Origin of the sequence: Promicromonospora aerolata, from assembly GCF_042682255.1 — a bacterium.
Taxonomy (GTDB): Bacteria; Actinomycetota; Actinomycetes; order Actinomycetales; family Cellulomonadaceae; genus Promicromonospora; species Promicromonospora aerolata.
The window spans coordinates 477,661-500,650 of sequence record NZ_JBHUHF010000001.1; the positions used below are offsets into that span (position 1 = coordinate 477,661).

Below are 22,990 nucleotides of genomic sequence, written 5' to 3' on the forward strand. Positions count from 1 at the left end.
GCGCACGGCAGCCCAGCCACCAGTATCCTGAGGTTCGTGGCACCCTGGCTCACGTTGACCAGGGCGCCACGGCGCCACTAGGATGACTGGCGGTGCCGTGCGCCTTTTGGCGTTCTCGGCACCGCACAAGCAGAGCCCACATCAGACCCTGTCCGTACTACGCCATGTCCGCATCGGAGCATCGAACTCAATGACCATCTCCACCCCTGCGAAGTCCGCACCCCAGGTTGCCGTCAACGACATCGGCACCGAGGAGGACTTCCTTGCTGCCATCGACGCCACCATCAAGTACTTCAACGATGGTGACATCGTCGAAGGCACGATCGTCAAGGTGGACCGCGACGAGGTCCTTCTCGACATCGGCTACAAGACCGAGGGTGTCATCCCGTCCCGGGAACTCTCGATCAAGCACGACGTCGACCCTGGCGAGGTTGTCGCCGTCGGTGACGCCGTCGAGGCCCTGGTTCTCCAGAAGGAGGACAAGGAAGGCCGCCTGATCCTGTCCAAGAAGCGCGCACAGTACGAGCGCGCCTGGGGCACGATCGAGAAGATCAAGGAAGAGGACGGCGTCGTCACCGGCACCGTCATCGAGGTCGTCAAGGGCGGCCTCATCCTCGACATCGGCCTGCGCGGCTTCCTCCCCGCCTCCCTCGTGGAGATGCGTCGCGTCCGCGACCTCCAGCCGTACGTCGGCAAGGAGATCGAGGCCAAGATCATCGAGCTCGACAAGAACCGGAACAACGTCGTGCTCTCGCGTCGTGCCTGGCTCGAGCAGACGCAGTCCGAGGTTCGCTCCACCTTCCTGCAGACCCTGCAGAAGGGCCAGGTGCGCCCGGGCGTCGTCTCCTCGATCGTCAACTTCGGTGCGTTCGTGGACCTCGGCGGCGTCGACGGTCTGGTGCACGTCTCCGAGCTGTCCTGGAAGCACATCGACCACCCGTCCGAGGTCGTCGAGGTCGGCCAGGAGGTCACCGTCGAGGTGCTCGACGTCGACTTCGACCGCGAGCGTGTCTCCCTGTCGCTCAAGGCGACGCAGGAGGACCCGTGGCAGACCTTCGCCCGTACGCACGCCATCGGTCAGGTCGTGCCGGGTAAGGTCACCAAGCTCGTTCCGTTCGGTGCGTTCGTGCGCGTCGAGGACGGCATCGAGGGCCTGGTCCACATCTCGGAGCTGGCCGTGCGCCACGTCGAGCTGCCGGAGCAGGTCGTCACCGTCGGTGCCGAGGTGTTCGTCAAGGTCATCGACATCGACCTGGAGCGCCGCCGCATCTCGCTGTCGCTCAAGCAGGCCAACGAGGGTGTGGACCCGGAGTCCGAGGACTTCGACCCCGCGCTGTACGGCATGGCCGCCGAGTACGACGAGGCCGGGAACTACAAGTACCCGGACGGCTTCGACCCGGAGACCAACGAGTGGCTCGAGGGCTTCGAGGCACAGCGCGAGGCGTGGGAGGCGGAGTACGCCAAGGCGCACGAGCGCTGGACCGCGCACCGCAAGCAGGTCGCCGAGGCGATCGCAGCGGACACCGAGGCGCCTGCCGACGCCCCGGCTGCCGCTCCGGCCGGCAACACGACCTACTCCTCGGCTCCGGTCGAGGAGGTCGGCGGCACGCTGGCTTCGGACGAGGCGCTCGCCGCGCTGCGCGAGAAGCTCACGGGCAACTGACCTGAGCCCATCGACGGCCCGTCGCCCCTTCGGGGTGGCGGGCCGTCGTCGATTTCAGGATGCGGTGCGAGCGGTAGCCCCTGCGGCGGCTTTTATGCCTCTGAACTGCAGAGACGCCCCTCCGGACGTCTTTCGGGGTATCACGGCCTCGCTGGCCACGAGAGTCGAAGTGCTGTTGGATAACTCCCCATGAACCGACTCGGACCCGACGAGGCGCGGGGCGTGGGCCCGGCTGCTCTCCTCGCGCCCGAGCACGGCGTGGTGCCGTTCACGGGCAGAGGGCGGGAGCTGGCGGAGCTGCGGTCGTGGGCACGGTCGCGTGACCCGGTGGCGCTGCGGCTGCTGAGCGGGCTCGGCGGGGTCGGCAAGACGCGGCTGGCGCTCGAGCTCGGCCGGAGGCTGCGGCGGACGGGGTGGACGGTGGTCCACGTCCCGGTGGGTCAGGAGGTGTCCGCGCTGTCCCGCGTCGTCGGGGCGCGACGCGTGCTGCTCGTCCTGGACACCGCCGGATGCCGGCCCGGCCTCACCCCGATGCTCGACGCCATCGGAGCGGCTCCGTGGCGCGGCCACCTGCGGATCCTGTGCATCGCCCGCACCGGCGGGCAGTGGTGGCGGCGGGAGCGGTGGACCAGCACCCTGTGGGCCGAGCACACTCCGCCCGTCACCCACATGGCTCTGGATCCCGCCCCGGACCGGGTGCCGGACGTGATGTTCGACTCCGCGCTCGGCCTGGCGGCCGACCGACCGGACGACGTGCCCGCGCTGCTGGACGGCGTAGCCGCCCGGTTCGCGAGGAAGCTGGGCAAGCCGGTGCCGCGCATCCGGTTCGAGCCGACGCCGGGCCTGCGTCTCCGCGCGCTCGACCTGCACGCCACCGCGCTGGCCGCGGTGCTCGACGGTGGGCGCGAACCCGTGGATCCGGCCACCGCTCTTGGCGTCGTGCTCGAGCACGAGCGCGGCGGTTGGGTACGTTCGGCCACCGCGGCGGGGCTGGTGGCGGGGGCCGGTGGTACGGCCGAGGCCGCGCTGGCGGCGGCGACGCTGCTGGGGGACAGCTCGGACGACGGCCTGCGTGCCGCGCTACGCTGCGCGGGTGTCGAACCCGACACGCAGACGCCAGAAACCGTCGGCTGGCTCCGCGCCCACCTGTTCCGGGTGCCACGCCTGGCCGAGCTGTTCGTGGCGCGGGTCCTGGCGGAGTCGGACGAGCTGATCGACGCGTGCACGAGCGACCTGGAACAGGGGCAGGCGTGCAAGGTGCTGGAGGCGGCGACGCGGATGAGCCTGGACCGGCCCGCCGCGAAGCGGGACGTCACCGGTGAGCTGATCGCGGTCGCCGTGTCCGCGCTGCCGGACCAGCACCCGAAGGACCTGGCCTGCCTGATGCGGGTGGCGCGCCGCCTGCCGCGTTCGGCGGGTCCGCTCGCCGTACCGGTGCTGGACCGTCTCACACACCGCATCGCGGACCTCGCCGGGCCGGGGACGACGACGCGGTGCGCGCGGAGGCTCTGGCCGACCTCGGCCTCGTGCTGGTCGCAGAGGGCGACCCCGACGCCGCCGTGGTGCTCCTGGGGGAGGCGGTAGGCCTGTGGCGTCGCCTCGCGCTCACCGAGGAGGACCGGTACCGGCCGCCGCTGTGCAGTGCTCTGAACAATCTCGGGACGGGCTACTGGGCGGTCGGTAGGCACGACGACGCGCTCGCCGTCCAGAAGGAGGTCGTCGCGCTGTGCGGGGGTTTCCCGCCGGGCGACGCGCCGTGGGCCGACGCCGAGCATGCACGCGCCCTGCAGAACGCAGGGGTGTCCCTGACGGAGCTCGGTCGCACGGGCGAGTCCGAGGCGGCGCAGCGGGCCTCGCTCGACATCTACCGGCGCCTGGCCGAGGGCGACCCCGTGCAGTACGAGCCGCACGTCGCGGCGGTGCTGGGCAACTTCGAGGCCCTGACCGAGAGCGGCCGACCGGAGGAGGCGCTGCCCGCCAACGCGGAGGCCGTCGCGATCCGGCGCCGGCTGGTCGAGGCCCGCCCAGAGCACCTCGGTGAGCTGGCGTGGTCGCTCGGCCAGCTCGGTACCACCCTGGAGGCCCTGGGGCGCTCCGAGGAGGCGGAGTCGGTGCTCGTCGAGGCGCTGGGCCTCCAGCGGCGGCTCGCGAAGGTGAACGAGCAGGGCACGCGCCCGGAACTGGCCAGCGCGCTGTCGGCGCTCGGCGCCCTGTACTCGACCACTGGTCGTGCGGACGAGTCGCTCCGGCTGGAGCGGGAGGCGCTCAAGATCCGGCGGGTGCTGGCAGACGAGCATCCCGACCGGTACCTGCACTACCTCGCGCACTCCCTGTCGAACCTCGGTGTCACCTATGCGCGGCGGGGCCGATACGACGACGCGGTCCTTCTCGAGGAGGAGGCCGTCGCGATCCGCCGTGGACTCGCGTCGCAGAACGTGCGGTCGCTGAAGTTCCTCGCCCAGTCGCTGTCCAACCTGGGTGTGCGATACGCCGACCTCGGCCGGTTCGAGGAGGCCCTGTGCCCTACGCAGGAAGCTGTCGACATGCTGCGGGGCCTCGTGCGCGGCCAGCCGGAGAAGTACCGCAGTGGGCTCGCTGAGGCGCTCGCCAACCTCGGGGCCACCATGCTCGACCTGGACAGGGCGAACGAGGCACTGCGGCCCATGCGCGAGGCCGTTGCGATGCGTCGCCAGCTCGTGCTCGAGAACCCGGACAAGCACCGGCCGGAACTGGCCCTCGCCGTCTCCAACCTGGCCAGCGCGCTCAGCGCCGTCGGGGAGAACTCCGCGGCGCTGGGCCTCGCGCGCGAGGCGGTGGACATACGGCGCAGGCTCGCCGCCGACCTGCCCGAGCGGTACCGTTCCGAGCTGGAGCGGTCGCGCGCCGTCCTGGCCCGGATCGAGGCGGCGATCAAAGACCCCGCCGCGGCGCGGTAGCCGGGCGAGCCGTACGGCTCAGGCACCCGCTCGGCTCAGGTGCCGTCTTCTGCCGCCTGAGCCTGCGGTTCGCTTCGGGCGGTGCGCCTCGTTCCTCGGCGCTCCGCCGGCGCTCACCTCCGGCTCAGGTGCCGTCTTCTGCCGCCTGAGCCTGCGGTTCGCTTCGGGCGGTGCGCCTCGTTCCTCGGCGCTCCGCCGGCGCTCACCTCCGGCTCAGGCGGTCTCCGCGAACTGGGTCCGGTACAGGTCCGCGTACAGGCCACCGGTGGCGATCAGCTCGGCGTGCGTGCCCGACTGGGCCACCCGCCCGTCGTCGAGCACCACGATGAGGTCCGCGGCGCGGACCGTGGACAGGCGGTGCGCGATCACCAGCGACGTCCGCCCGGCGAGCGCCTGGTCGAGCGCCACCTGGACGGCGGCCTCGGACTCCGAGTCGAGGTGTGCCGTCGCCTCGTCGAGCACGACGACGTCGGGCGCCTTCAGCAGCAGGCGCGCGATCGCGAGCCGCTGTCGCTCGCCGCCGGAGAGCCGGTATCCGCGGTCGCCCACCACGGTCTCGAGCCCTTCGGGGAGCCGGTCGACCAGGTCCCAGATGCGCGCCTGGCGCAGCACCCGCTCGAGGTCGGCGTCGGTCGCCTCCGGGCGCACGAACCGGAGGTTCGCCGCCATCGTGTCGTGGAACAGGTGCGCGTCCTGGGACACGACGCCGACCGTGGCCCGCAACGATGCGAACGTCACGTCGCGCAGGTCGGTGCCGGCGATGCGCACCGCACCCGACGTCGGGTCGTACATCCGGTTGACCAGCTGCGACACCGTGGTCTTGCCCGCACCCGACGGTCCGACGAGCGCCACCATGGAGCCGGCGGGAACCTCGAAGGAGACGTCGTGCAGCGTGTCGGCCGTCGGGTCCTTGCGCTGTCCCGCCACCGACTCCAGAGAGGCGAGCGACACCTCCTCGGCCCGCGGGTACCGGAACGTCACGCCCGCCAGGGAGACGGAGGCGCCACCGGCGGCGACGGCGGTCCGCAGGTCGACGGCGTCCGGCTTCTCCGCCACGGACGGCTCCAGGTCGAGCACCTCCAGCACCCGCTCGAACGAGACGAGCGCCGTCATCACGTCGACCTGGACGTTCGCCATCGCTGTCAGCGGCCCGTACAGGCGCGTCAGATAGGTGGCGAGCGCGACGACCGTGCCGACGGTGAGCTCACCCGCGATCGCCTGCAGGCCGCCCAGCCCGTACACGCCCGCCACGGCGAGCGACGCGATGGTCGACAGGCCCACCCGGAACCAGGTGCCCAGCAGGGCGGTCCGCACACCCAGGTCGCGGCGCTCGCGGGCGGGCGTGGCGAACCGCTCGGACTCGGTGGCCGGATCGCCGAAGACCTTCACGAGGTGGGCGCCGGAGACGTTGAACCGTTCGTTCATGACCTGGCCCAGGTCGGCGTCGACCTCCATGCCGCGCCGGGTCAGCACGGCGAGGCGGCGGCCGAACCAGCGTGCGGGGAGCACGAACAGCGGGACCAGGGCGAGGGCCCCGAGGGTGAGCTCCCACGACATGGTGAGCATCGCGGCGAGCGTGAAGGCGATGGTCAGCGTGTTGGAGACGACCGTCTGCAGGGTCGAGGTGAAGGCGCGCTGGGCACCGAGCACGTCGCCGTTGAGGCGCTGCACCAGGGCGCCCGTGCGGGCCCGGGAGAAGAACGCGAGGGGCATGCGCTGCACGTGGTCGAACACGGCGATCCGCAGGTCCAGGATGAGTCCCTCGCCGACCTGCGACGAGACGAGCCGGTCCGCGACGGAGAGCCCGGCGGCCAGGATGGCGAGCAGCGCGGCGGCACCGGCCAGCAGGACCACCAACCGGGTGTCGCCGTCCACGATGCCGTGGTCGATGATCCGCTGGAAGAGCAGGGGGGTGGCCGCACCCGCGGCGGCCTCCAGGGCCAGGATCAGCACGAACACGATGAGCCTGCCCCGGTAGGGCCGGGCGAAGCTCGCGATCCGCCGCAGCGTGGGCCAGCCGAGTCGTTGTTGGGTGACCGAGCCGTCCTGTGTGAACGACCGCATCGCGCGGCCTCCGCCCATACTTCCGCCGCCACCGTGCATGCTCACGGTTGCATGGTCCCACGCGACACGGCTCCTGCCGGCGTCGGCTCCGCGCGGTGCCCTCCCGCGCGCACAGACAGCACGAAGGTAGCGGGTCGACCGGGGGTGACCTGGACCACACGGGTGTTACGTGTTCTTCACAGGCCGTGATAGAAACCCACGATCGGGCGTCTACGCAGGTCGCCCCATATTTCGGCGGATGATTCGATGAATATCGACGGGTGGAGGGCCATGTCTGACCCGGAACCGCAGCGGAGCGGAGGTCGTGTGGCGCTCGTGGACCTGACCGGCGCGGAGGACATGACCGCGGCCCTGCGGAAGCTGCAGGAGCAATGGGGGCCGGTGGCCCCCGTGGACCTCGAGCCCGGCGTGCCGGGCTGGCTCGTGCTGGGGCACGCCGAGGTGATGGAGGTGATGCGCACCGAGAGCGTGTTCGCCAGGGACCCGCGGCACTGGAAGGAGCGGCTGCCGCGGGGGTCGACCCTGCACGCTATCCTCTCCCCGGCCGGGCGGCGGGCGCTGTACTACGCCGACGGCGCGGACCACCGGCGGCTGCGGCTCCCGGTGGACGAGGCGTTCGCCGGTATCGACGAGGCACAGACGGCGGCCCTCGTGCGCGGGGTCTGCAGCCGGCTCATCGACTCGTTCGCCACCCAGGGGCACGCGGACCTGATCGGTGGGTACGCGGCGGCGGTGTCGTTCCTGGCGGTGTCGGGCATGTTCGGGTTCGACGAGCGGCAGGGCATCGCGCTGCTGCGCTGCGCGAGCGGTGTGTTCGGGCACGGCGGCGACTCGGTGACGGCGCTGGCCACCATGGACCAGATCGTCCTGGACCACGTCCTCGCGACCCGCGAGGAGCCCGGCCAGAACCTGACCGCCCGCTTCGTGGAGCACCCGAGCTTCGAGAACGACACGGAGATCGTGCACTCCATGGTGGTCGCGATCTGCGCGGCCAACGAGATGCTCGTGACCTGGATCGCGGCCACGCTGCGGCGCATGCTCACCGATCCGCGCTACACCGGACGGGTCACGGGGGTGCGCCGGGGCCTGGACGACGCGATGGACGAGACCCTGTGGAGCGAGCCGCCCGTGGCGAACCTGCCCGCCCGGTACGCCGTGACGGACTGCACGCTCGGCAAGGTGCGGATCCGGGCCGGGGACGCCATCGTGATGGGCGTGGCCGCCGCGAACAACGACCCGCGGGTCCGCACCACCGACGACCTGTTCGAGGCGAACAACCGGTCGCACCTGTCGTTCGGCGTCGGGCCGCACGCCTGCCCCGCGCGCCGGCCGGGCCGGCTCGTGGTGAAGATCGCCGTGGAGAGCCTCATGGAGCGCCTCGACCTGCGCCTCACCGACCCCCAGGTCACGTGGGCGCCGTCGCCGTGGTCCCGCTACCCGGCGATCCTGCCGGTGGCGTTCACGCCCGAGCGGCAGGCCGCTCGCACGCCGGCCCGCGTCTGACGGTCGGGCGACGGCTGCAAGGGACCGTGCCCGTCCGGGGAGGTAGCCTTGACAGCCTGCGGTGCTCGCGCCGCAGCGTTCCAACGATCCTGGGCCCTAAGGACTATATGTTCCGCATCGGACTCACCGGAGGGATCGCGGCCGGCAAGTCGGTCGCGACAGCACGCCTGGCCGAGCTCGGCGCCCTCGTCGTCGACCACGACCAGCTCGCCCGCGAGGCGGTGGCACCCGGTTCGGTGGGCCTCGCCGAGATCGTCGAGGCGTTCGGAGCCGACATCCTGGCGCCGGACGGAAGCCTCGACCGGCCGGCGCTCGGTGCCCTGGTCTTCGCCGACGCCGCCGCCCGGAGCCGCCTGAACGACATCGTGCACCCGGAGGTGCGCCGGCTGTCGGCGGAACGGGAGGCCCGGGCTGCGGCCGCGGACCCGGCCGCCGTCGTCGTGCACGACATCCCGCTGCTCGTGGAGACCGGTCAGGCCGGCCACTTCCATCTGGTCGTCGTGGTGCACACGCCCGCGGAGCAGCGGGTGCGTCGCCTGGTGGAGGTGCGGGGGCTGAGCGAGGACGCGGCACGCTCCCGGCTCGCGTCGCAGGCCGCCGACGACGAGCGGCTCGCGGTCGCGGACTTCACCCTGGACGGTTCGGGGAGCGAGGACGACCTCCGCGCCCAGGTCGATACCCTGTGGCAGCGCGTGGCCGCAGAGGTCGCGCAGGAGGCGGAGGCAGACTCCGTGTGATCCGGCCGGCGTGATCCGCACGGCCCGGGTGAGGAGCGTGCGTGATGAAGGTCTTGGTCACAGGGTTCGAGCCGTTCGGCGGCGACGCCGTGAACTCGTCCGCGGAGGCGGTCGAGGCCCTCGCCGCCCGGTGGGCGGGTCCCGAGGAGCTCGTCACGGCGGTTCTTCCCGTCGAGTTCGACCGGGTGCGCTCGCCGGACGGCCCGCTGCTGCGGCTGCTCGACGACCATGCGCCCGACGTCGTGGTCGCCGTGGGCCTCGCCGACGGCGTCACCCAGGTGCGGGTCGAGCGGGTGGCGATCAACCTCATGGACGCCCGGATCCCTGACAACGGGGGAGCCCAGCCGGTCGACGCCCCCGTGGCCGACGGCGGCCCCGCCGCCCGGTTCGCGACCCTGCCGGTCAAGGCCGCCGCCGCGGCCGTTCGTGCGGCGGGTGTCCCCGCCGGCGTCACCTACAGCGCCGGGACGTACGTGTGCAACGCCAGCTTCTACGCCCTCCAGCACGCCTTGGCGGAGCGGCCGGACGTGCTGTCGGGCTTCGTGCACGTGCCGCGCACCACGGAAGAGGTCGGGGGAGAGGCAGCGGCGTCCGCCCTGGCCGACGGCGGCGAACCGCACCTCCCGCTCGAGGCGCTCGCCCGCGCCCTGGAGATCGTGGTGCGCACGGCGCTCGCCGCGGCCCGTGGTGAGCTCGTCGAGGCGGCCGAGGCCGCGGGCACGCTGCACTGACGAGATCCCTCGTGGGGGAGTGTCAGTGGTCGGTCGTACCGTAGACACATGCGACCCGTGACCGATCTGCAGCGCACGGTGGCCCCTTTCGAGGTCATCTCCGAATACGAACCGGCAGGTGACCAGCCGGCGGCGATCGCCGAGCTGACCGAACGCGTCCAGGCGGGCGAGAAGGACGTGGTGCTGCTCGGCGCCACCGGTACCGGCAAGTCGGCGACGACCGCGTGGCTCGTCGAGAAGCTGCAGCGACCGACCCTCGTCATGGCCCCCAACAAGACGCTCGCCGCGCAGCTCGCCACGGAGTTCCGGGAGCTGCTGCCGAACAATGCGGTCGAGTACTTCGTGTCGTACTACGACTACTACCAGCCCGAGGCGTACATCGCGCAGTCGGACACCTATATCGAGAAGGACTCCTCGATCAACGACGAGGTGGAGCGGCTGCGGCACTCGGCGACGTCGTCGCTGCTGACGCGCCGCGACGTCATCGTGGTCGCGTCGGTCTCGTGCATCTACGGCCTGGGCACGCCACAGGAGTACGTGGACCGCATGGTCCGGCTCGACGTGGGCGACGTCGTGGAGCGCGACCAGCTGCTGCGCCAGTTCGTGACCATGCAGTACACACGCAACGACATGTCGTTCACGCGCGGCACGTTCCGGGTGCGCGGCGACACCGTGGAGATCATCCCGGTGTACGAGGAGCTGGCGATCCGGATCGAGATGTTCGGTGACGAGATCGAGTCCATCCAGACGCTGCACCCGCTCACCGGCGACGTGGTGCGCAACGAGCAGTCGATCTACGTGTTCCCGGCCACACACTACGTGGCTGGTCCCGAGCGCATGGAACGCGCCATCGGCGGCATCGAGAAGGAGCTGGAGGAGCGGCTGTCCGAGCTGGAGAAGCAGGGCAAGCTCCTGGAGGCCCAGCGGCTGCGCATGCGCACCACGTACGACATCGAGATGATGCGCTCGATCGGCACGTGCAGCGGTATCGAGAACTACTCGATGCACATCGACGGCCGCGAGCCGGGCACCGCGCCCAACACGCTGCTCGACTACTTCCCCGAGGACTTCGTGCTCGTCATCGACGAGTCCCACCAGACGGTGCCCCAGATCGGCGCCATGTACGAGGGCGATGCCTCCCGCAAGCGCGCGCTCGTCGACCACGGCTTCCGGCTGCCGAGCGCCATGGACAACCGGCCGCTGAAGTGGGAGGAGTTCACCGAGCGCATCGGGCAGACGGTGTACCTGTCGGCCACGCCGGGCGACTACGAGCGCTCGCTGTCGGACGGTGTCGTGGAGCAGGTGATCCGACCCACCGGGCTGATCGACCCCGAGATCGTCGTGAAGCCGACGACCGGGCAGATCGACGACCTGCTCGGGGAGATCCGCGACCGCGTCGACCGCAACGAGCGCGTGCTGGTGACCACGCTGACCAAGAAGATGGCTGAGGACCTGACCGACTACTTCCTGGAGCGGAACGTGCGGGTGCGCTACCTGCACTCCGACGTGGACACGCTGCGCCGGGTCGAGCTGCTGCGCGAGCTGCGGCTCGGCGAGTACGACGTGCTCGTCGGTATCAACCTGCTGCGTGAGGGCCTGGACCTGCCCGAGGTGTCGCTGGTGGCCATCCTCGACGCCGACAAGGAGGGGTTCCTGCGCTCCGGACGGTCCCTCATCCAGACCATCGGCCGTGCGGCCCGTAACGTCTCGGGGCAGGTTCACATGTACGCGGACAAGATCACCCCGGCCATGCGCATGGCGATCGACGAGACCACCCGCCGCCGTGAGAAGCAGGTCGCCTACAACACCGAGCGGGGCCTCGACCCGCGGCCGCTGCGCAAGAAGATCGCCGACGTCACCGACATGCTCGCCCGGGAGGACCTCGACACCCAGGAGCTGCTGGCGGGCGGGTACCGGAACCGCAAGGCCAAGGGCGAGGGCCGGGCGGGCGCACCGGTGCCGGGGGCGCCGAAGGAAGGCGCCACGTCCGGCAACCGGCTGGCCGGTGTGGCGGCGAGCGAGCTGGCAGAGCTCATCCAGGAGCTGACCGACCAGATGCACGTCGCGGCCGGGGAGCTGCAGTTCGAGGTGGCGGCGCGGCTGCGGGACGAGATATCGGGGCTCAAGAAGGAGCTGCGGCAGATGCAGGCGGCGACGGCGTAGCCCCGGCGGTGGTCGTGCCGCCGGGACCACGAACCAGGAGCACGAACCAGGAGCACGAACATGGCAACGACGTTTCAGGTGACCTTCGACGCGGCCGACCCGCGGGCGCTCGGCGAGTTCTGGTGCGCGGTGTTGGGCTATGTGCGCGACGCGCCCCCCGAGGGGTTCGCCACGTGGGAGGAGGCACTGACCGCCTGGGGCCTGCCCGAGGAACGATGGAACGACCGGAACGCCGTGAGCGACCCGGACGGCGTCGGACCGCGCATCTATCTCCAGAAGGTGCCGGAGCCCAAGTCGGCCAAGAACCGGGTGCACCTGGACGTGAACGTGAGCGAGGGCCTGCGGGGTGCGGAACGAGCCGCCAAGATCCGCGCCGAGGCGGACCGGGTGTCGGCCCTCGGCGCGACCCTCGTCACCGAGAGCAGCGAGCTGGGCGAGTTCTGGGTCGTGATGCAGGACCCGGAGGGGAACGAGTTCTGCCTGCAGTGACGGCCGGGTCTGGAACCACTGCCGCATCGTGGGATGGCGCGGCGGGTGGTGGCATACGTCATGTTCGGGAACAAACGTGGCGTCCCGTATGCTTCCCTCCGTTGGAGGGGAGTACCTCGAAACGGCTTGGTCGTCATCACAGCTGCCGATGACGCCAGCTCGGCCTGGCCGGCTCGTAGTGCGTCGACGTCTGGTTTCGGCCAGGCTGATGCACGGGCGAGCGAGGAAGACCTCCGGTGCCCTGCTGTACACACCGGAGGCTCGATGCGGTCGCGCGTTCCTCCCTGTTCCGGAAGGAAACAATGGTCCACGAACTACCCGTGACCTTTGAGGCTGTCGCACTCGGCGCGATGATCGTCCTGCTGGTGGCCGATCTCCTCATCGTCGGGCGCCGCCCGCACATCCCCTCCATGAAGGAGAGCGCCATCTGGGTGAGCTTCTACGTGGGGCTCGCAGTGATCTTCGGTGTGGTCGTCTGGGGTGTCGGCGGCGTCACTCCGGCCGCGGAGTTCTACGCCGGCTGGCTCATGGAGTACTCCCTGAGCGTCGACAACCTGTTCGTGTTCGTCATCATCATGGCCCGGTTCGCGGTCCCGCGTGAGCAGCAGCAGCGGGTCCTCATGGTCGGCATCATCATGGCGCTGATCTTCCGTGCCGCGTTCATCCTCGCGGGCGCGGCTCTGATCGAGCAGTTCACCTGGCTCTTCTACATCTTCGGTGCGTTCCTGATCTACACGGCGATCCAGCAGGCGATCCCGGAGAAGCCCGAGGAGCACGACGACTACAAGGAGAACGCCCTCATCCGGGCGATGCGGCGGGTCCTGCCACTGCACCACCAGTACGACGGTGCCAAGCTGCGGACGACCGTCGACGGGCGCAGGCTCTTCACACCGATGATCATCGTGTTCCTGGCGATCGGCTCGACGGATGTCCTGTTCGCCGTGGACTCCATCCCGGCGATCTTCGGCATCACGAAGGACCCGTTCATCGTGTTCAGCACCAACCTGTTCGCGCTGATGGGGCTGCGCCAGCTCTACTTCCTGCTGGGCGGCCTGCTCGACCGGCTGGTGTACCTGCCCTACGCGCTCTCGGCGATCCTCGGCTTCATCGGCATCAAGCTGATCCTCGAGGCGCTGCACACCAACTCGATCTCCTGGATCAACGGTGGCCACGGCTTCCACTGGGCGCCCGAGATCCCGATCTGGCTGTCGCTCACCGTGATCGTCGTCTCGCTCGTGGTCGGCACGGTGGCGAGCCTCATCAAGTCGGCGCACGACGACCGCGTGGAGGCCGCCAAGTGACGGCCTGACGGAGCCGACCGACGTACAGCAGGCCGACGGCCGCGTCCACCGAGGTGGCGCGGCCGTCGGCCCGTTCTGCGTCGGGGTGCCGTCGCCGGCGATCGCGGTCGCCGGTGGTCAGACGATGGTGTAGTCCAGCTGGATGGAGAAGATGTTCCGGTCGCCGGACCGGAGCGTGCCGGTGAAGGCCTGGTCGTGCGCCTCCGGCTCGGCGGGATCCGAAGGTTCCACGTCCACGGTGCAGGTCTGGCCCGCCGCGGCGAGATGATCGGCCTGCAGCCGGTAGACGCCGGCCTGCCACCGGGCGTCGGGTCCGGCGGCGGCATCCAGGACGTGGTCGAAGAGCGCGAACGTGGCGTAGCCCGCGACGGACACGGGGAGCGCCGGGTAGCCGTCGAAGTGCCCCCGGCACAGGGCGGACTCCACCGCCAGCTTGGCGGTGGCGCTGTGGGGGTCGGCGGCGACGTCGACGAGCGGGGCCGCCGAGCTGTACGGATTGGCAGGTTCGGTCGCGTCGGGCTCCCCGGCGGTGCCCATCAGACGTCGGAACACGGGCACGGACAGGACGAGGTACTCGAGGTCGAGCCGGGCCACGAGATTCCCGTCGGCGTCGCGCAGCTCGGTCTCGGCGACCGCACGGTGGCGGCCCTTCATCCGGGAGCTCGCCGTGGCACGGAGCGTGCTCAGGGAACCGGCGGGCGGGTACATCCGCCCGACGCCGCGGTGGGCGAGGTAGTAGTGCTGCCTGGTGCTCGGATTGGTCGTCGCGGCCGCGCAGAGGCCCAGGATGGCCAGGTGCCGCCCGGCCTCCGCCACGTTGATCAGAGTGGCCTGGCGCCCGGTCGGCGTCTGGACCGGGACAGTGGCACTGGCCAGCCCCGGAGCGGGGCTGGCCAGGTCGTCGAGCGCGTAGTACGGGGGCTTCACACAGATGTGCGGGCCGATCTCTTCATAGGCCACCGTGGTGCTGTCGACAGAGGTCATGCAGTGCCTCCCCGAACGTAGTCAGCCGTACTGGAACTGGCATCATGTGCACCACGGGACGCCCCACGCCATGCCCTGAACGTGACTATTGCGTAAAACTATCTGCATGACCTGGTATGGGGTGAATTTTTGCCGTCCTCTACTCCGCGAGCCCCCCGATCACCACGTCCCACTGCCGCACCCCGCGCTCGGCGATCACGCCGCGCACGGTGAACGGGTCGGCGTCCAGGATCGCCAGGGCGGCGTCGGCCGACTCGGCCTCGACGATGACCAGGGCGCCGGTTCCGCCGTCGACCGGGCCGGAGGCGCGGACGACGCCCTGGGCGTTGAGGTCGCGCAGGAAGTCACGGTGGCTGGGGCGGACCTCGTCCCGGGTCGCCACGTCGTCGGTGTAGGTGTAGCTCACGGCGTAGGTGCTCATGGGCGTCAGCCTGCCACGACCGGTTAATTCTTGATGAAGTGGTTCGTCAGGGGGCGCTCGCACCGGCAGACTCGGACCATGGATGCGCTTGAGAACCACTTCGACCTCATCGTGATCGGCTCCGGCCCCGGCGGCCAGAAGGCCGCGATCGGCGCCGCCAAGCTGGGCAAGCGGGTGGCGGTGGTCGAACGGCGCGACCATGTCGGCGGGGTGAGCCTCCACACCGGCACCATCCCGTCCAAGACGCTGCGCGAGGCCGCCCTGTACCTCACCGGGCTCCAGATGCGGGACGTGTACGGCTCCAGCTACCGGCTCAAGGAGCGCATCACCGTCCAGGACCTGCTCGCCCGGCTGCAGCACGTCATCGGCCGCGAGGTCGAGGTGGTGCGCAGCCAGCTCGCCCGCAACCAGGTCGAGACCGTGCTGGGCGCCGCCCGGTTCGCCGGCCCGCACGACATCGAGGTGACGGACCCCGAGGGCGACGTCGTCCGCCGGCTGAGCGCCGACAAGGTGGTCATCGCCGTGGGCACACATCCCGCGCGCCCCGCGAACATCGCCTTCGACGACGTCCGCGTCGTCGACTCCGACGGCATCCTCGAGATGACCGAGGTGCCCCGGACGATGGTCGTGGTCGGCGCCGGCGTGATCGGCATCGAGTACGCGTCGGTCTTCGCGGCGCTCGGCACGCGGGTCACCGTCGTCGAGGCGCGCGAGAAGATCCTCGACTTCTGCGACTCCGAGGTGGTCGAGGCGCTCAAGTTCCAGCTGCGCGACCTGTCGGTCACCTTCCGCCTGGGCGAGACCGTCGAGTCCGTGGACACGGGCAGCGACGGGACGGTCACCACGCTGGCCTCCGGCAAGCGGGTCCCGGCCGACTGCGTGCTCTACTCCGCCGGCCGGCAGGGCTCCACCGACGGCCTCGACCTCGCCGCCGCCGGCCTCGCGGCGGACAAGCGCGGGCGGCTCCAGGTCGACAAGCAGTTCCGCACCGCCGTCGAGCACATCTACGCCGTCGGCGACGTGATCGGTTTTCCGGCGCTCGCGGCGACGTCGCAGGAGCAGGGGCGGCTCGCGGCCTACCACGCCTTCGGTGAGCCGGTCTCGTCGGTCCTGGAGCTGCAGCCGATCGGGATCTACACCATCCCGGAGATCTCCTACTGCGGTGACACGGAAGGCCAGCTCACCAAGGCGGGCATCCCGTACGAGGTCGGGATCGCGCGGTACCGCGAGCTGGCCCGCGGGCAGATCGTGGGCGACTCCTACGGGATGCTCAAGCTGCTCGTCTCGACCGAGGACCGCAAGGTGCTGGGCGTCCACGTGTTCGGGACGGGGGCCACCGAGATCATCCACATCGGGCAGGCGATCATGACCACCGGCGGAACCGTGGACCACCTGGTCGACACCGTGTTCAACTATCCGACGCTCTCGGAGGCCTACAAGGTCGCCGCCCTGGACGCGACCAACAAGATGCGGGACGTGGCGCGCTTCGACCTCTGACGGAACGGCGCCCGCCCACCGCGAGGTGGGCGGACGCCGTCCTTCGTCTACCGCGACGAGCCCGTCGGGCTCACTTGTCCCCGTCCACCGAGGGCACCTCGGCGTCGGCGAGCGTCACGAGCGCCTGCGCGTGGACCGCGTGCTGCCAGTTGCCCAGATCCTCGATCGTCTTGATCTTGAGCTCGGCGAGCATCTCGTCGTGCTTCGGCGTGAGGCCGAGCAGCGCCGACGGCGGGGCCGCCAGGATCGCGGCGATGCTCTGGTCGTTGTACGCCTTGTCGACGAGCTTGTTGAGATTCAGGCTCACGTGCCTGCCTTTCGTCCGTGCGGTCGTGGAGCGGCCGGTCTTTCACCCGGCCGAGGGAAGGATGTCGCTATCCGGGGCGGTATGCAACCTTTGCCTCGATTGTCGGTTCCAGTTCGACCGGGCCGGGGGCCGAAACGGCGTCATGACGGCGTTCTTCGGTGCTGAGGGCGGTCGCGAACCGGTGGTGCTGACCACCCCGCTTTGTTATCGGGGTGAATCAGTCTGCTCGTTCCCCTTGCAGTGTTGGACGTTCGTCCGGTTGACTGGCACACCGTGGTGGTCTCGGAGGTGTCGACCCGGTTGGCCGCCGCGGTCCGGGCCGCCCGCACGGCGGTACGCCGCGGCCCGCTCGCCGTTGCTCCGGCCGAGCCGCCGCAGGACGGCGTCCGGTGCCCGACCACCCTGCTCGACCCCGCACAGGCCGTCGTGCCGTTCCTCGGCCGCGAGCAGGAGCTCGACGAGCTGCGCGCCTGGGCCGAGAGCTCCGCGCCGATCAGCCTGCGTCTCGTCATCGCTCCCGCCGGCTTCGGCAAGACTCGCCTCGCGCACGAGTTCGGCGGCCGGATGGGCCGGTCCGGCTGGAGCGTCGTGCCCGTGCCGCGTGGCCGCGAGGTCGCGGCGATCCGCGGGCGGCCCGACGGCGACGTGCTCTTCGTCGTGGACAACGCCGCGACCCGGCTCGGCCTGGGCGCGATGCTCGACGCCGTGGGCCGCCCGGCGCGGGGACGTACCCGCGTCCTGCTGCTCGCCCGGGTCGCGGGGGAGTGGCTGCGCCGTCTGCGCTGGGGTTCGACGCTGTGGGCGCAGCTCGAGCGCGGCGACGCGACGCAGACAGCACTGGGCCTGCCGCTCGCGCCAGGCCTCCCGGACGATGCCGTCCTGGACGCCGCGGTCGCGGCGTTCGCCGAACGCCTCGGTGTGGCGAACCCTGGGCTGGCCGGCGTGCGCAGGCCGGAGCCGGCCGGTGCCACCCGGGTGGTCGACCTGCACGCGGCCGCGGCCCTGGCCGCCCTCGAGGCGGCGGGCACCCCGGTCCCGGCGACGGAGCCGAACCCGGTGCGCGCGCTGCTCGACGTCGCGGCGAGCTCGTGGGCCTGGTCGGCGCGGGAGGCCGGGCTCGACCTGACCCTCGACGAGGTCCAGGACGTGGTGGCGGCGGCATGCCTGCTCGGCGCGGACGACGTCGCGAGCGCACGCGACGTGCTGCGCCGGGTGGTCCCGGGCCTGCCCGGTCGCGCGGGTGCACGCTGGCTGCTCGGGCTGCAGGGCTCGGAGGTGGGGCTCGGGACGAGCGCCGCCGGGCACGACCGGGTCGGTGACCTGCTCGTCGTGGACCGGCTCGGCCGGTCGGTCGCCCTCGTGGGTTCCTGCACGTGGGGCCTGTCCCGAAAGGTGGCGCTGCGCGTCGTGCGGGTCGCCCGCCGCCTGGAGGTCGAGCTGGGCGAGATGCCCGGAGCCACCGTGCTGGCGGGCGAGCTCCTGCGGCGCGGCGCCGACTCCTGCGGCGACGACCCGCGTGCCCTGCGGACGATGTTCCTGCTCAAGCAGCGCAGCCTGCTCGGCGGGACCGTCGACGACGTCGACCGGGGCACACAGGCGGTCGCGGTGGCGCGGGACCCGGCGGGCCGGGCCGAGGCGCAGGTCGACCTCGGCACCGCGCTGCGGGACGCCGGCCGGCTGGCGGAGGCGCTCGACACCCTCGACGACGCGGTCGCGGCCTGGCGGCGCCTGGCAGCAGGGGACCCGGACCGGTATCGCACGGCGTTGATCGACGCGATCAACACGCTGAGCACCGCGCACTGGGGGGCCGGTCTCACACAGAAGGCACTGACGCTGCAGCTGGAGTCGCTCGAGCTGTGCCGTACGGCTCCCGAGCGCGACAAGAGCTGGGTGGAGCCAGAGCTGGCCCGCACCCTGATCAGCCTGACGGTCAGCCTGGTCGAGACCGGCCGGCCCCAGGAGCACGAGGCGCGCAACGCGGAGGTCATCCCGATCCTGCGGAGGCTCGTGGCGCGCGATCCGCGACAGTGGGGCGTCTCGCTCGCGCAGACGCTCTCCAACCGCGCGGTGGCGCTGACCGAGAGCCGGCCGGCGGAAGCGCTCCCGTGCGCGGAGGAGGCGGTGGAGCTCAGCCGCAGGCTCGTGCTGCAGGCCGAGCAGCGGCACCGCCCGCTGCTCGGGTTCGCGCTGACGAACCTCGGCAACGCGTACGCCGCGCTCGGCCGGGACCGGTCGGCGATCGAGCCGCTCGGCGAGGCCGTCGCCCTGCGGCGCGAGCTCACGCGCGAGAACCCCGCGACGCACACCTGGACCCTGGCGTACACCCTCGCGTCGCTCGGCGCGGTGCGTTCCCGGCTCGGCGACCTGGACGAGGCGATAGCCATCGAGCGGGAGGCCGTGCTACTGCGGCGTCGGCTCGTGCGGGAGAACCCGACCCGCTACCGCCGGATGCTCGCGGCCTCGCTCTCGAACCTCGCGGTCACGCACTCCCGGTCCGGCGAGCCGGAGGAGGCCCTGCCACTGGAGCAGGAGGCGGTGGCGATCCGGCGTGGGCTGGCGGAGGAGGGGCAGCCCGGCGAGGAGTACCTGGCGCGGTCGCTGTCCAACCTGGGGGTGCTCTTCTCGGAGCTGGGCCGGGCGGCGGACGCCGTCGCGCCCACCCAGGAGGCCGTCACCCAGCTGCGGCGCCTGTCCGCGGGCGACCCGGACCGCTTCGAGCCGGACCTGGCCGACGCACTCCTGAACCTCGGGGCCGCCCTCATCGACGCGGGGCGCTCGGAGGAGGGCGTCGAGCCGACCGCGGAGGCCGTGCGTGTGCGCAGGGACCTGGCCCGCCGGAGCCCCGAGCTCCACCTGCCGGGCCTGGCGGCGGCGCTGTCGAACATGGTGTCGATCCACCTCGATCTGGAGACGTTCGACACGGCGGCGGAGTACGCGCAAGAGGTCGTGGACGTGCGGCGCCGCCTCGTCGACGGGTCCTACGCCCACGAGCAGGACCTGCTGCGCGCCCTCGACCTGCAGGCTCGCGTGCGGCGGGCCGGCGTGGCCGGCGGCCGTGCCGTGCGGTGACCGACGGGCGGCTGTGACGAGTCTGTCAGGATCTCTCATAGAACAGGCGTGCGAATGTCAGTCGGTCGCCCTAGGATGCCTGTGTGAGCAATCGTCTCGTCGTCTCGGGTGCCCGAGAGCACAACCTCAAGAACGTATCCCTGGATCTGCCCAGGGACCGGCTCATCGTGTTCACGGGGCTGTCCGGCTCCGGTAAGTCGTCGCTCGCGTTCGACACGATCTTCGCCGAAGGGCAGCGCCGGTACGTCGAGTCCCTGTCCGCGTACGCGCGGCAGTTCCTGGGCCAGATGGACAAGCCGGACGTCGACTTCATCGAAGGTCTCTCGCCCGCGGTGTCCATCGACCAGAAGTCGACGAACCGCAACCCGCGTTCCACCGTCGGCACCATCACCGAGGTGTACGACTACCTGCGTCTGCTCTTCGCACGCGCGGGCACCCAGTACTGCCCGGTGTGCGGCGAGAAGGTGCAGTCCCAGACGCCGCAGCAGATCGTGGACCAGATCCTCGAGCTGGCCGAGGGCACGCGGTACCAGGTGCTGGCACCCGTGGTCCGCGGACGCAAGGGCGAGTACGCGGACCTGTTCAAGGAGTTGCAGGCCAAGGGCTTCTCGCGCGCCCGGGTCGACGGCGAGGTCGTACAGCTGACCGACCCGCCGGCGCTGGAGAAGAAGCTGAAGCACGACATCGAGGTGGTCGTGGACCGGCTCGTGTCGCGCGAGGGCGTGCAGCGTCGGCTCACCGACTCCGTGGAGACCGCGCTGACACTGGCGAACGGCCTCGTGATGATCGACCTGGTCGACGCCGACATCGACGACCTGGCGCGCACCCGCAAGTTCTCCGAGAAGCGGGCCTGCCCCAACGAGCACCCCCTCGCGCTCGACGAGATCGAGCCACGGACCTTCTCGTTCAACGCCCCCTACGGCGCGTGCCCGGAGTGCACCGGCATCGGCTTCCGGCTGGAGGTCGACCCGGCCCTCATCGTGCCGGACGACGAGCAGACACTGCGTGGTGGCGCCGTCGCCCCGTGGGCGCAGACGTCGTCGGAGTACTTCGAGCGCGTCCTCACGGCGCTCGCCGACGAGATGAAGTTCTCCATGGACGTGCCGTGGCGGGCGCTGCCCGAGCGCGCCCGCGAGGCGATCCTGCACGGGCGGGACCACAAGGTGCACGTCAAGTACAAGAACCGGTGGGGCCGCGAGCGGCAGTACTCGACCGGGTTCGAGGGTGCCGTCACGTTCCTGGAGCGCCGGCACCGCGAGACCGACTCCGACTGGTCCAAGGAGAAGTACGAGGCCTACATGCGTGAGGTCCCGTGCCCCACGTGCGGCGGTGCGCGGCTCAAGCCGGAGGTGCTCGCGGTCAAGGTGGACGGGCTGTCCATCGCGGACGTCTGCCGCCTTCCCGTGGGCGAGGCCGCCGAGTTCCTCAAGGGCATCGAGCTCGGTGTACGCGAGGCGCAGATCGCCGCCGAGGTGCTCAAGGAGATCCACGCGCGGCTCGGCTTCCTGCTCGACGTCGGACTGCACTACCTCACGCTGGAGCGCCCCGCGGGCACGCTGTCCGGCGGCGAGGCGCAGCGGATCCGGCTCGCCACCCAGATCGGTTCCGGGCTGGTCGGCGTGCTGTACGTCCTCGACGAGCCGTCCATCGGTCTGCACCAGCGGGACAACCGGCGCCTCATCGACACGCTCACGCGCCTGCGCGACCTCGGCAACACGCTGATCGTCGTCGAGCACGACGAGGACACGATCCGTGCGGCGGACTGGATCGTCGACATCGGTCCGGGCGCGGGCGAGCACGGCGGCGACGTCATCCACTCCGGTGACTATGCGGGCCTGCTGGAGCAGAAGGACTCGCTGACGGGCGCGTACCTGGCCGGGCGGCGCTCGATCCCGGTACCGGCCAAGCGGCGGGCGATCGACCTGGGCCGCCAGGTCACGGTGGTCGGCGCGCACGAGAACAACCTGCGTGACGTCGACGTGTCGTTCCCGCTCGGTGTGCTGACGGTCGTGTCGGGGGTCTCCGGCTCCGGCAAGTCGACCCTCGTGAACTCGATCCTGTACACGGTCATGGCCAACCAGCTCAACGGTGCCCGGCGCGTGGCCGGGCGACACCGGCGGGTGACGGGCCTGGACGAGCTCGACAAGGTGGTCCACGTCGACCAGGGTCCGATCGGTCGCACGCCGCGCTCGAACCCCGCGACGTACACCGGCGTCTGGGACCGCATCCGCAAGATCTTCGCGGAGACCGAGGAGGCGAAGGTCCGTGGCTACGGCCCCGGCCGGTTCTCGTTCAACGTCAAGGGCGGGCGCTGCGAGGCGTGCGCCGGTGACGGCACCATCAAGATCGAGATGAACTTCCTGCCGGACGTCTACGTGCCGTGCGAGGTGTGCCACGGCGCGCGCTACAACCGCGAGACGCTCGAGGTGCACTTCAAGGGCAAGACGGTCGCCGACGTGCTGGACATGCCGATCGAGGAGGCGGCCGAGTTCTTCAAGGCCTTCCCCGCGATCTCGCGGCACCTGTCCACACTGGTCGACGTCGGCCTCGGCTACGTGCGGCTCGGGCAGCCGGCACCCACGCTGTCCGGCGGTGAGGCGCAGCGCGTCAAGCTCGCGGCGGAGCTGCAGAAGCGGTCGTCCGGACGCTCGGCCTACGTGCTGGACGAGCCGACCACGGGCCTGCACTTCGAGGACGTCCGGCGCCTGCTGGGTGTGCTGCAGTCGCTGGCGGACAAGGGCAACACCGTCATCGTGATCGAGCACAACCTCGACGTGATCAAGAACGCCGACTGGGTGATCGACATGGGTCCCGAGGGCGGCAGCGGCGGCGGGAACGTCGTGGCGCAGGGCACGCCCGAGGACGTCGCGGCGGTCCCGGAGAGCCACACCGGTACCTACCTTGCCGAGATCCTCGACGGGCACGAGCGTGCGGGGGAGGTCCCGGTGCTCGCGGCGGCGAACGGGTCGGCCAAGCGCAAGCCGGCGGCCAAGCGGGCCACGAAGGCCAAGGCGGGCGCCACGGCCTGAGGCCCGTCGTCGTGCGTGGACCGGACTGCCGTCCGGTCACGTGGGACCGGCTGTCGTGCGGCGGCCGATCGGTGAACCGGGCGTTCACCGATCGGC

16 protein-coding genes are annotated in these 22,990 nt (G+C 71.1%); 12 read left to right on the forward strand and 4 right to left on the reverse strand.

What is annotated here, in order from left to right; genetic code table 11:
- Window positions 1-190 precede the first annotated feature (190 nt).
- From rpsA to ACFSL2_RS02170, 3 genes are all read left to right on the forward strand, one after another.
- Window positions 191-1,663 carry a 30S ribosomal protein S1 gene (gene rpsA, locus ACFSL2_RS02160; protein WP_377196253.1) on the forward strand — a complete coding sequence of 491 codons (1,473 nt, stop codon included), beginning with the start codon at window positions 191-193 and terminating at the stop codon, window positions 1,661-1,663.
- Window positions 1,664-1,852: 189 nt separating this feature from the next.
- The gene (locus ACFSL2_RS02165; protein WP_377196254.1) at window positions 1,853-3,247 is read left to right on the forward strand and encodes an ATP-binding protein; all 1,395 of its coding nucleotides are present in this window, start codon (window positions 1,853-1,855) and stop codon (window positions 3,245-3,247) included.
- Window positions 3,157-4,599 (forward strand): tetratricopeptide repeat protein, encoded by a 1,443-nt coding sequence (locus tag ACFSL2_RS02170; RefSeq protein ID WP_377196255.1) that lies wholly within the window; start codon window positions 3,157-3,159, stop codon window positions 4,597-4,599. The genes ACFSL2_RS02165 and ACFSL2_RS02170 overlap by 91 nt, the downstream gene beginning before the upstream one ends.
- Before the next feature lie 213 nt (window positions 4,600-4,812).
- Here ACFSL2_RS02170 and ACFSL2_RS02175 read toward each other — a convergent pair whose 3' ends face one another.
- Window positions 4,813-6,663 carry an ABC transporter ATP-binding protein gene (locus ACFSL2_RS02175; RefSeq protein WP_377196256.1) on the reverse strand — a complete coding sequence of 617 codons (1,851 nt, stop codon included), beginning with the start codon at window positions 6,661-6,663 and terminating at the stop codon, window positions 4,813-4,815.
- A gap of 270 nt (window positions 6,664-6,933) precedes the next feature.
- On the opposite strand from ACFSL2_RS02175, the gene ACFSL2_RS02180 reads away from it, so the two are divergent.
- The 6 genes from ACFSL2_RS02180 to ACFSL2_RS02205 all read left to right on the forward strand — a co-directional run bounded on the left by ACFSL2_RS02180 (window position 6,934) and on the right by ACFSL2_RS02205 (window position 13,587).
- Window positions 6,934-8,166, forward strand: a complete 1,233-nt coding sequence (locus ACFSL2_RS02180) for a cytochrome P450 family protein (protein WP_377196257.1) — start codon at window positions 6,934-6,936, stop codon at window positions 8,164-8,166.
- Between the two features lie 107 nt (window positions 8,167-8,273).
- Window positions 8,274-8,903: a dephospho-CoA kinase gene (gene coaE, locus ACFSL2_RS02185; protein WP_377196258.1), complete on the forward strand. Its 630-nt coding sequence runs from the start codon at window positions 8,274-8,276 to the stop codon at window positions 8,901-8,903.
- A gap of 44 nt (window positions 8,904-8,947) precedes the next feature.
- Window positions 8,948-9,634, forward strand: a complete 687-nt coding sequence (gene pcp / locus ACFSL2_RS02190) for a pyroglutamyl-peptidase I (protein WP_377200753.1) — start codon at window positions 8,948-8,950, stop codon at window positions 9,632-9,634.
- 48 nt (window positions 9,635-9,682) lie between these two features.
- Window positions 9,683-11,797, forward strand: coding sequence for an excinuclease ABC subunit UvrB (uvrB, locus tag ACFSL2_RS02195; RefSeq protein ID WP_377196259.1), 2,115 nt, complete (start codon window positions 9,683-9,685; stop codon window positions 11,795-11,797).
- 60 nt (window positions 11,798-11,857) lie between these two features.
- Window positions 11,858-12,286: a VOC family protein gene (locus ACFSL2_RS02200; protein ID WP_377196260.1), complete on the forward strand. Its 429-nt coding sequence runs from the start codon at window positions 11,858-11,860 to the stop codon at window positions 12,284-12,286.
- A 302-nt stretch (window positions 12,287-12,588) separates the two neighbouring features.
- On the forward strand, window positions 12,589-13,587 hold the full coding sequence (locus tag ACFSL2_RS02205) for a TerC family protein (protein ID WP_377196261.1): 999 nt from the start codon (window positions 12,589-12,591) through the stop codon (window positions 13,585-13,587).
- A 117-nt stretch (window positions 13,588-13,704) separates the two neighbouring features.
- Here ACFSL2_RS02205 and ACFSL2_RS02210 read toward each other — a convergent pair whose 3' ends face one another.
- A complete protein-coding gene (locus ACFSL2_RS02210) occupies window positions 13,705-14,571 on the reverse strand; it encodes a hypothetical protein (protein ID WP_377196262.1) in 867 nt (288 codons plus the stop codon).
- Window positions 14,572-14,710: 139 nt separating this feature from the next.
- Window positions 14,711-14,992: a YciI family protein gene (locus ACFSL2_RS02215; RefSeq protein WP_377196263.1), complete on the reverse strand. Its 282-nt coding sequence runs from the start codon at window positions 14,990-14,992 to the stop codon at window positions 14,711-14,713.
- Window positions 14,993-15,070: 78 nt separating this feature from the next.
- On the opposite strand from ACFSL2_RS02215, the gene sthA reads away from it, so the two are divergent.
- Window positions 15,071-16,489 (forward strand): Si-specific NAD(P)(+) transhydrogenase, encoded by a 1,419-nt coding sequence (gene sthA / locus ACFSL2_RS02220; RefSeq protein WP_377196264.1) that lies wholly within the window; start codon window positions 15,071-15,073, stop codon window positions 16,487-16,489.
- Window positions 16,490-16,559: 70 nt separating this feature from the next.
- Here the strand turns inward: sthA and ACFSL2_RS02225 are convergent, their stop codons facing one another.
- Window positions 16,560-16,796, reverse strand: a complete 237-nt coding sequence (locus tag ACFSL2_RS02225) for a hypothetical protein (protein ID WP_377196265.1) — start codon at window positions 16,794-16,796, stop codon at window positions 16,560-16,562.
- Between the two features lie 243 nt (window positions 16,797-17,039).
- On the opposite strand from ACFSL2_RS02225, the gene ACFSL2_RS02230 reads away from it, so the two are divergent.
- Window positions 17,040-19,865, forward strand: a complete 2,826-nt coding sequence (locus tag ACFSL2_RS02230; RefSeq protein WP_377196266.1) for a tetratricopeptide repeat protein — start codon at window positions 17,040-17,042, stop codon at window positions 19,863-19,865.
- Between the two features lie 83 nt (window positions 19,866-19,948).
- The gene (gene uvrA / locus ACFSL2_RS02235) at window positions 19,949-22,894 is read left to right on the forward strand and encodes an excinuclease ABC subunit UvrA (protein ID WP_377196267.1); all 2,946 of its coding nucleotides are present in this window, start codon (window positions 19,949-19,951) and stop codon (window positions 22,892-22,894) included.
- Window positions 22,895-22,990 lie beyond the last annotated feature (96 nt).

What these genes read in the sequence shown, in the direction of transcription:
- rpsA (WP_377196253.1), top strand. Translation starts at nt 191, where the DNA reads ATGACCATCTCCACCCCTGCGAAGTCCGCACCCCAGGTTGCCGTCAAC.
- ACFSL2_RS02165 (WP_377196254.1), top strand. Translation starts at nt 1,853, where the DNA reads ATGAACCGACTCGGACCCGACGAGGCGCGGGGCGTGGGCCCGGCTGCT.
- ACFSL2_RS02175 (WP_377196256.1), bottom strand. Translation starts at nt 6,663, where the DNA reads ATGCGGTCGTTCACACAGGACGGCTCGGTCACCCAACAACGACTCGGC.
- ACFSL2_RS02180 (WP_377196257.1), top strand. Translation starts at nt 6,934, where the DNA reads ATGTCTGACCCGGAACCGCAGCGGAGCGGAGGTCGTGTGGCGCTCGTG.
- coaE (WP_377196258.1), top strand. Translation starts at nt 8,274, where the DNA reads ATGTTCCGCATCGGACTCACCGGAGGGATCGCGGCCGGCAAGTCGGTC.
- pcp (WP_377200753.1), top strand. Translation starts at nt 8,948, where the DNA reads ATGAAGGTCTTGGTCACAGGGTTCGAGCCGTTCGGCGGCGACGCCGTG.
- uvrB (WP_377196259.1), top strand. Translation starts at nt 9,683, where the DNA reads ATGCGACCCGTGACCGATCTGCAGCGCACGGTGGCCCCTTTCGAGGTC.
- ACFSL2_RS02200 (WP_377196260.1), top strand. Translation starts at nt 11,858, where the DNA reads ATGGCAACGACGTTTCAGGTGACCTTCGACGCGGCCGACCCGCGGGCG.
- ACFSL2_RS02205 (WP_377196261.1), top strand. Translation starts at nt 12,589, where the DNA reads ATGGTCCACGAACTACCCGTGACCTTTGAGGCTGTCGCACTCGGCGCG.
- ACFSL2_RS02210 (WP_377196262.1), bottom strand. Translation starts at nt 14,571, where the DNA reads ATGACCTCTGTCGACAGCACCACGGTGGCCTATGAAGAGATCGGCCCG.
- ACFSL2_RS02215 (WP_377196263.1), bottom strand. Translation starts at nt 14,992, where the DNA reads ATGAGCACCTACGCCGTGAGCTACACCTACACCGACGACGTGGCGACC.
- sthA (WP_377196264.1), top strand. Translation starts at nt 15,071, where the DNA reads ATGGATGCGCTTGAGAACCACTTCGACCTCATCGTGATCGGCTCCGGC.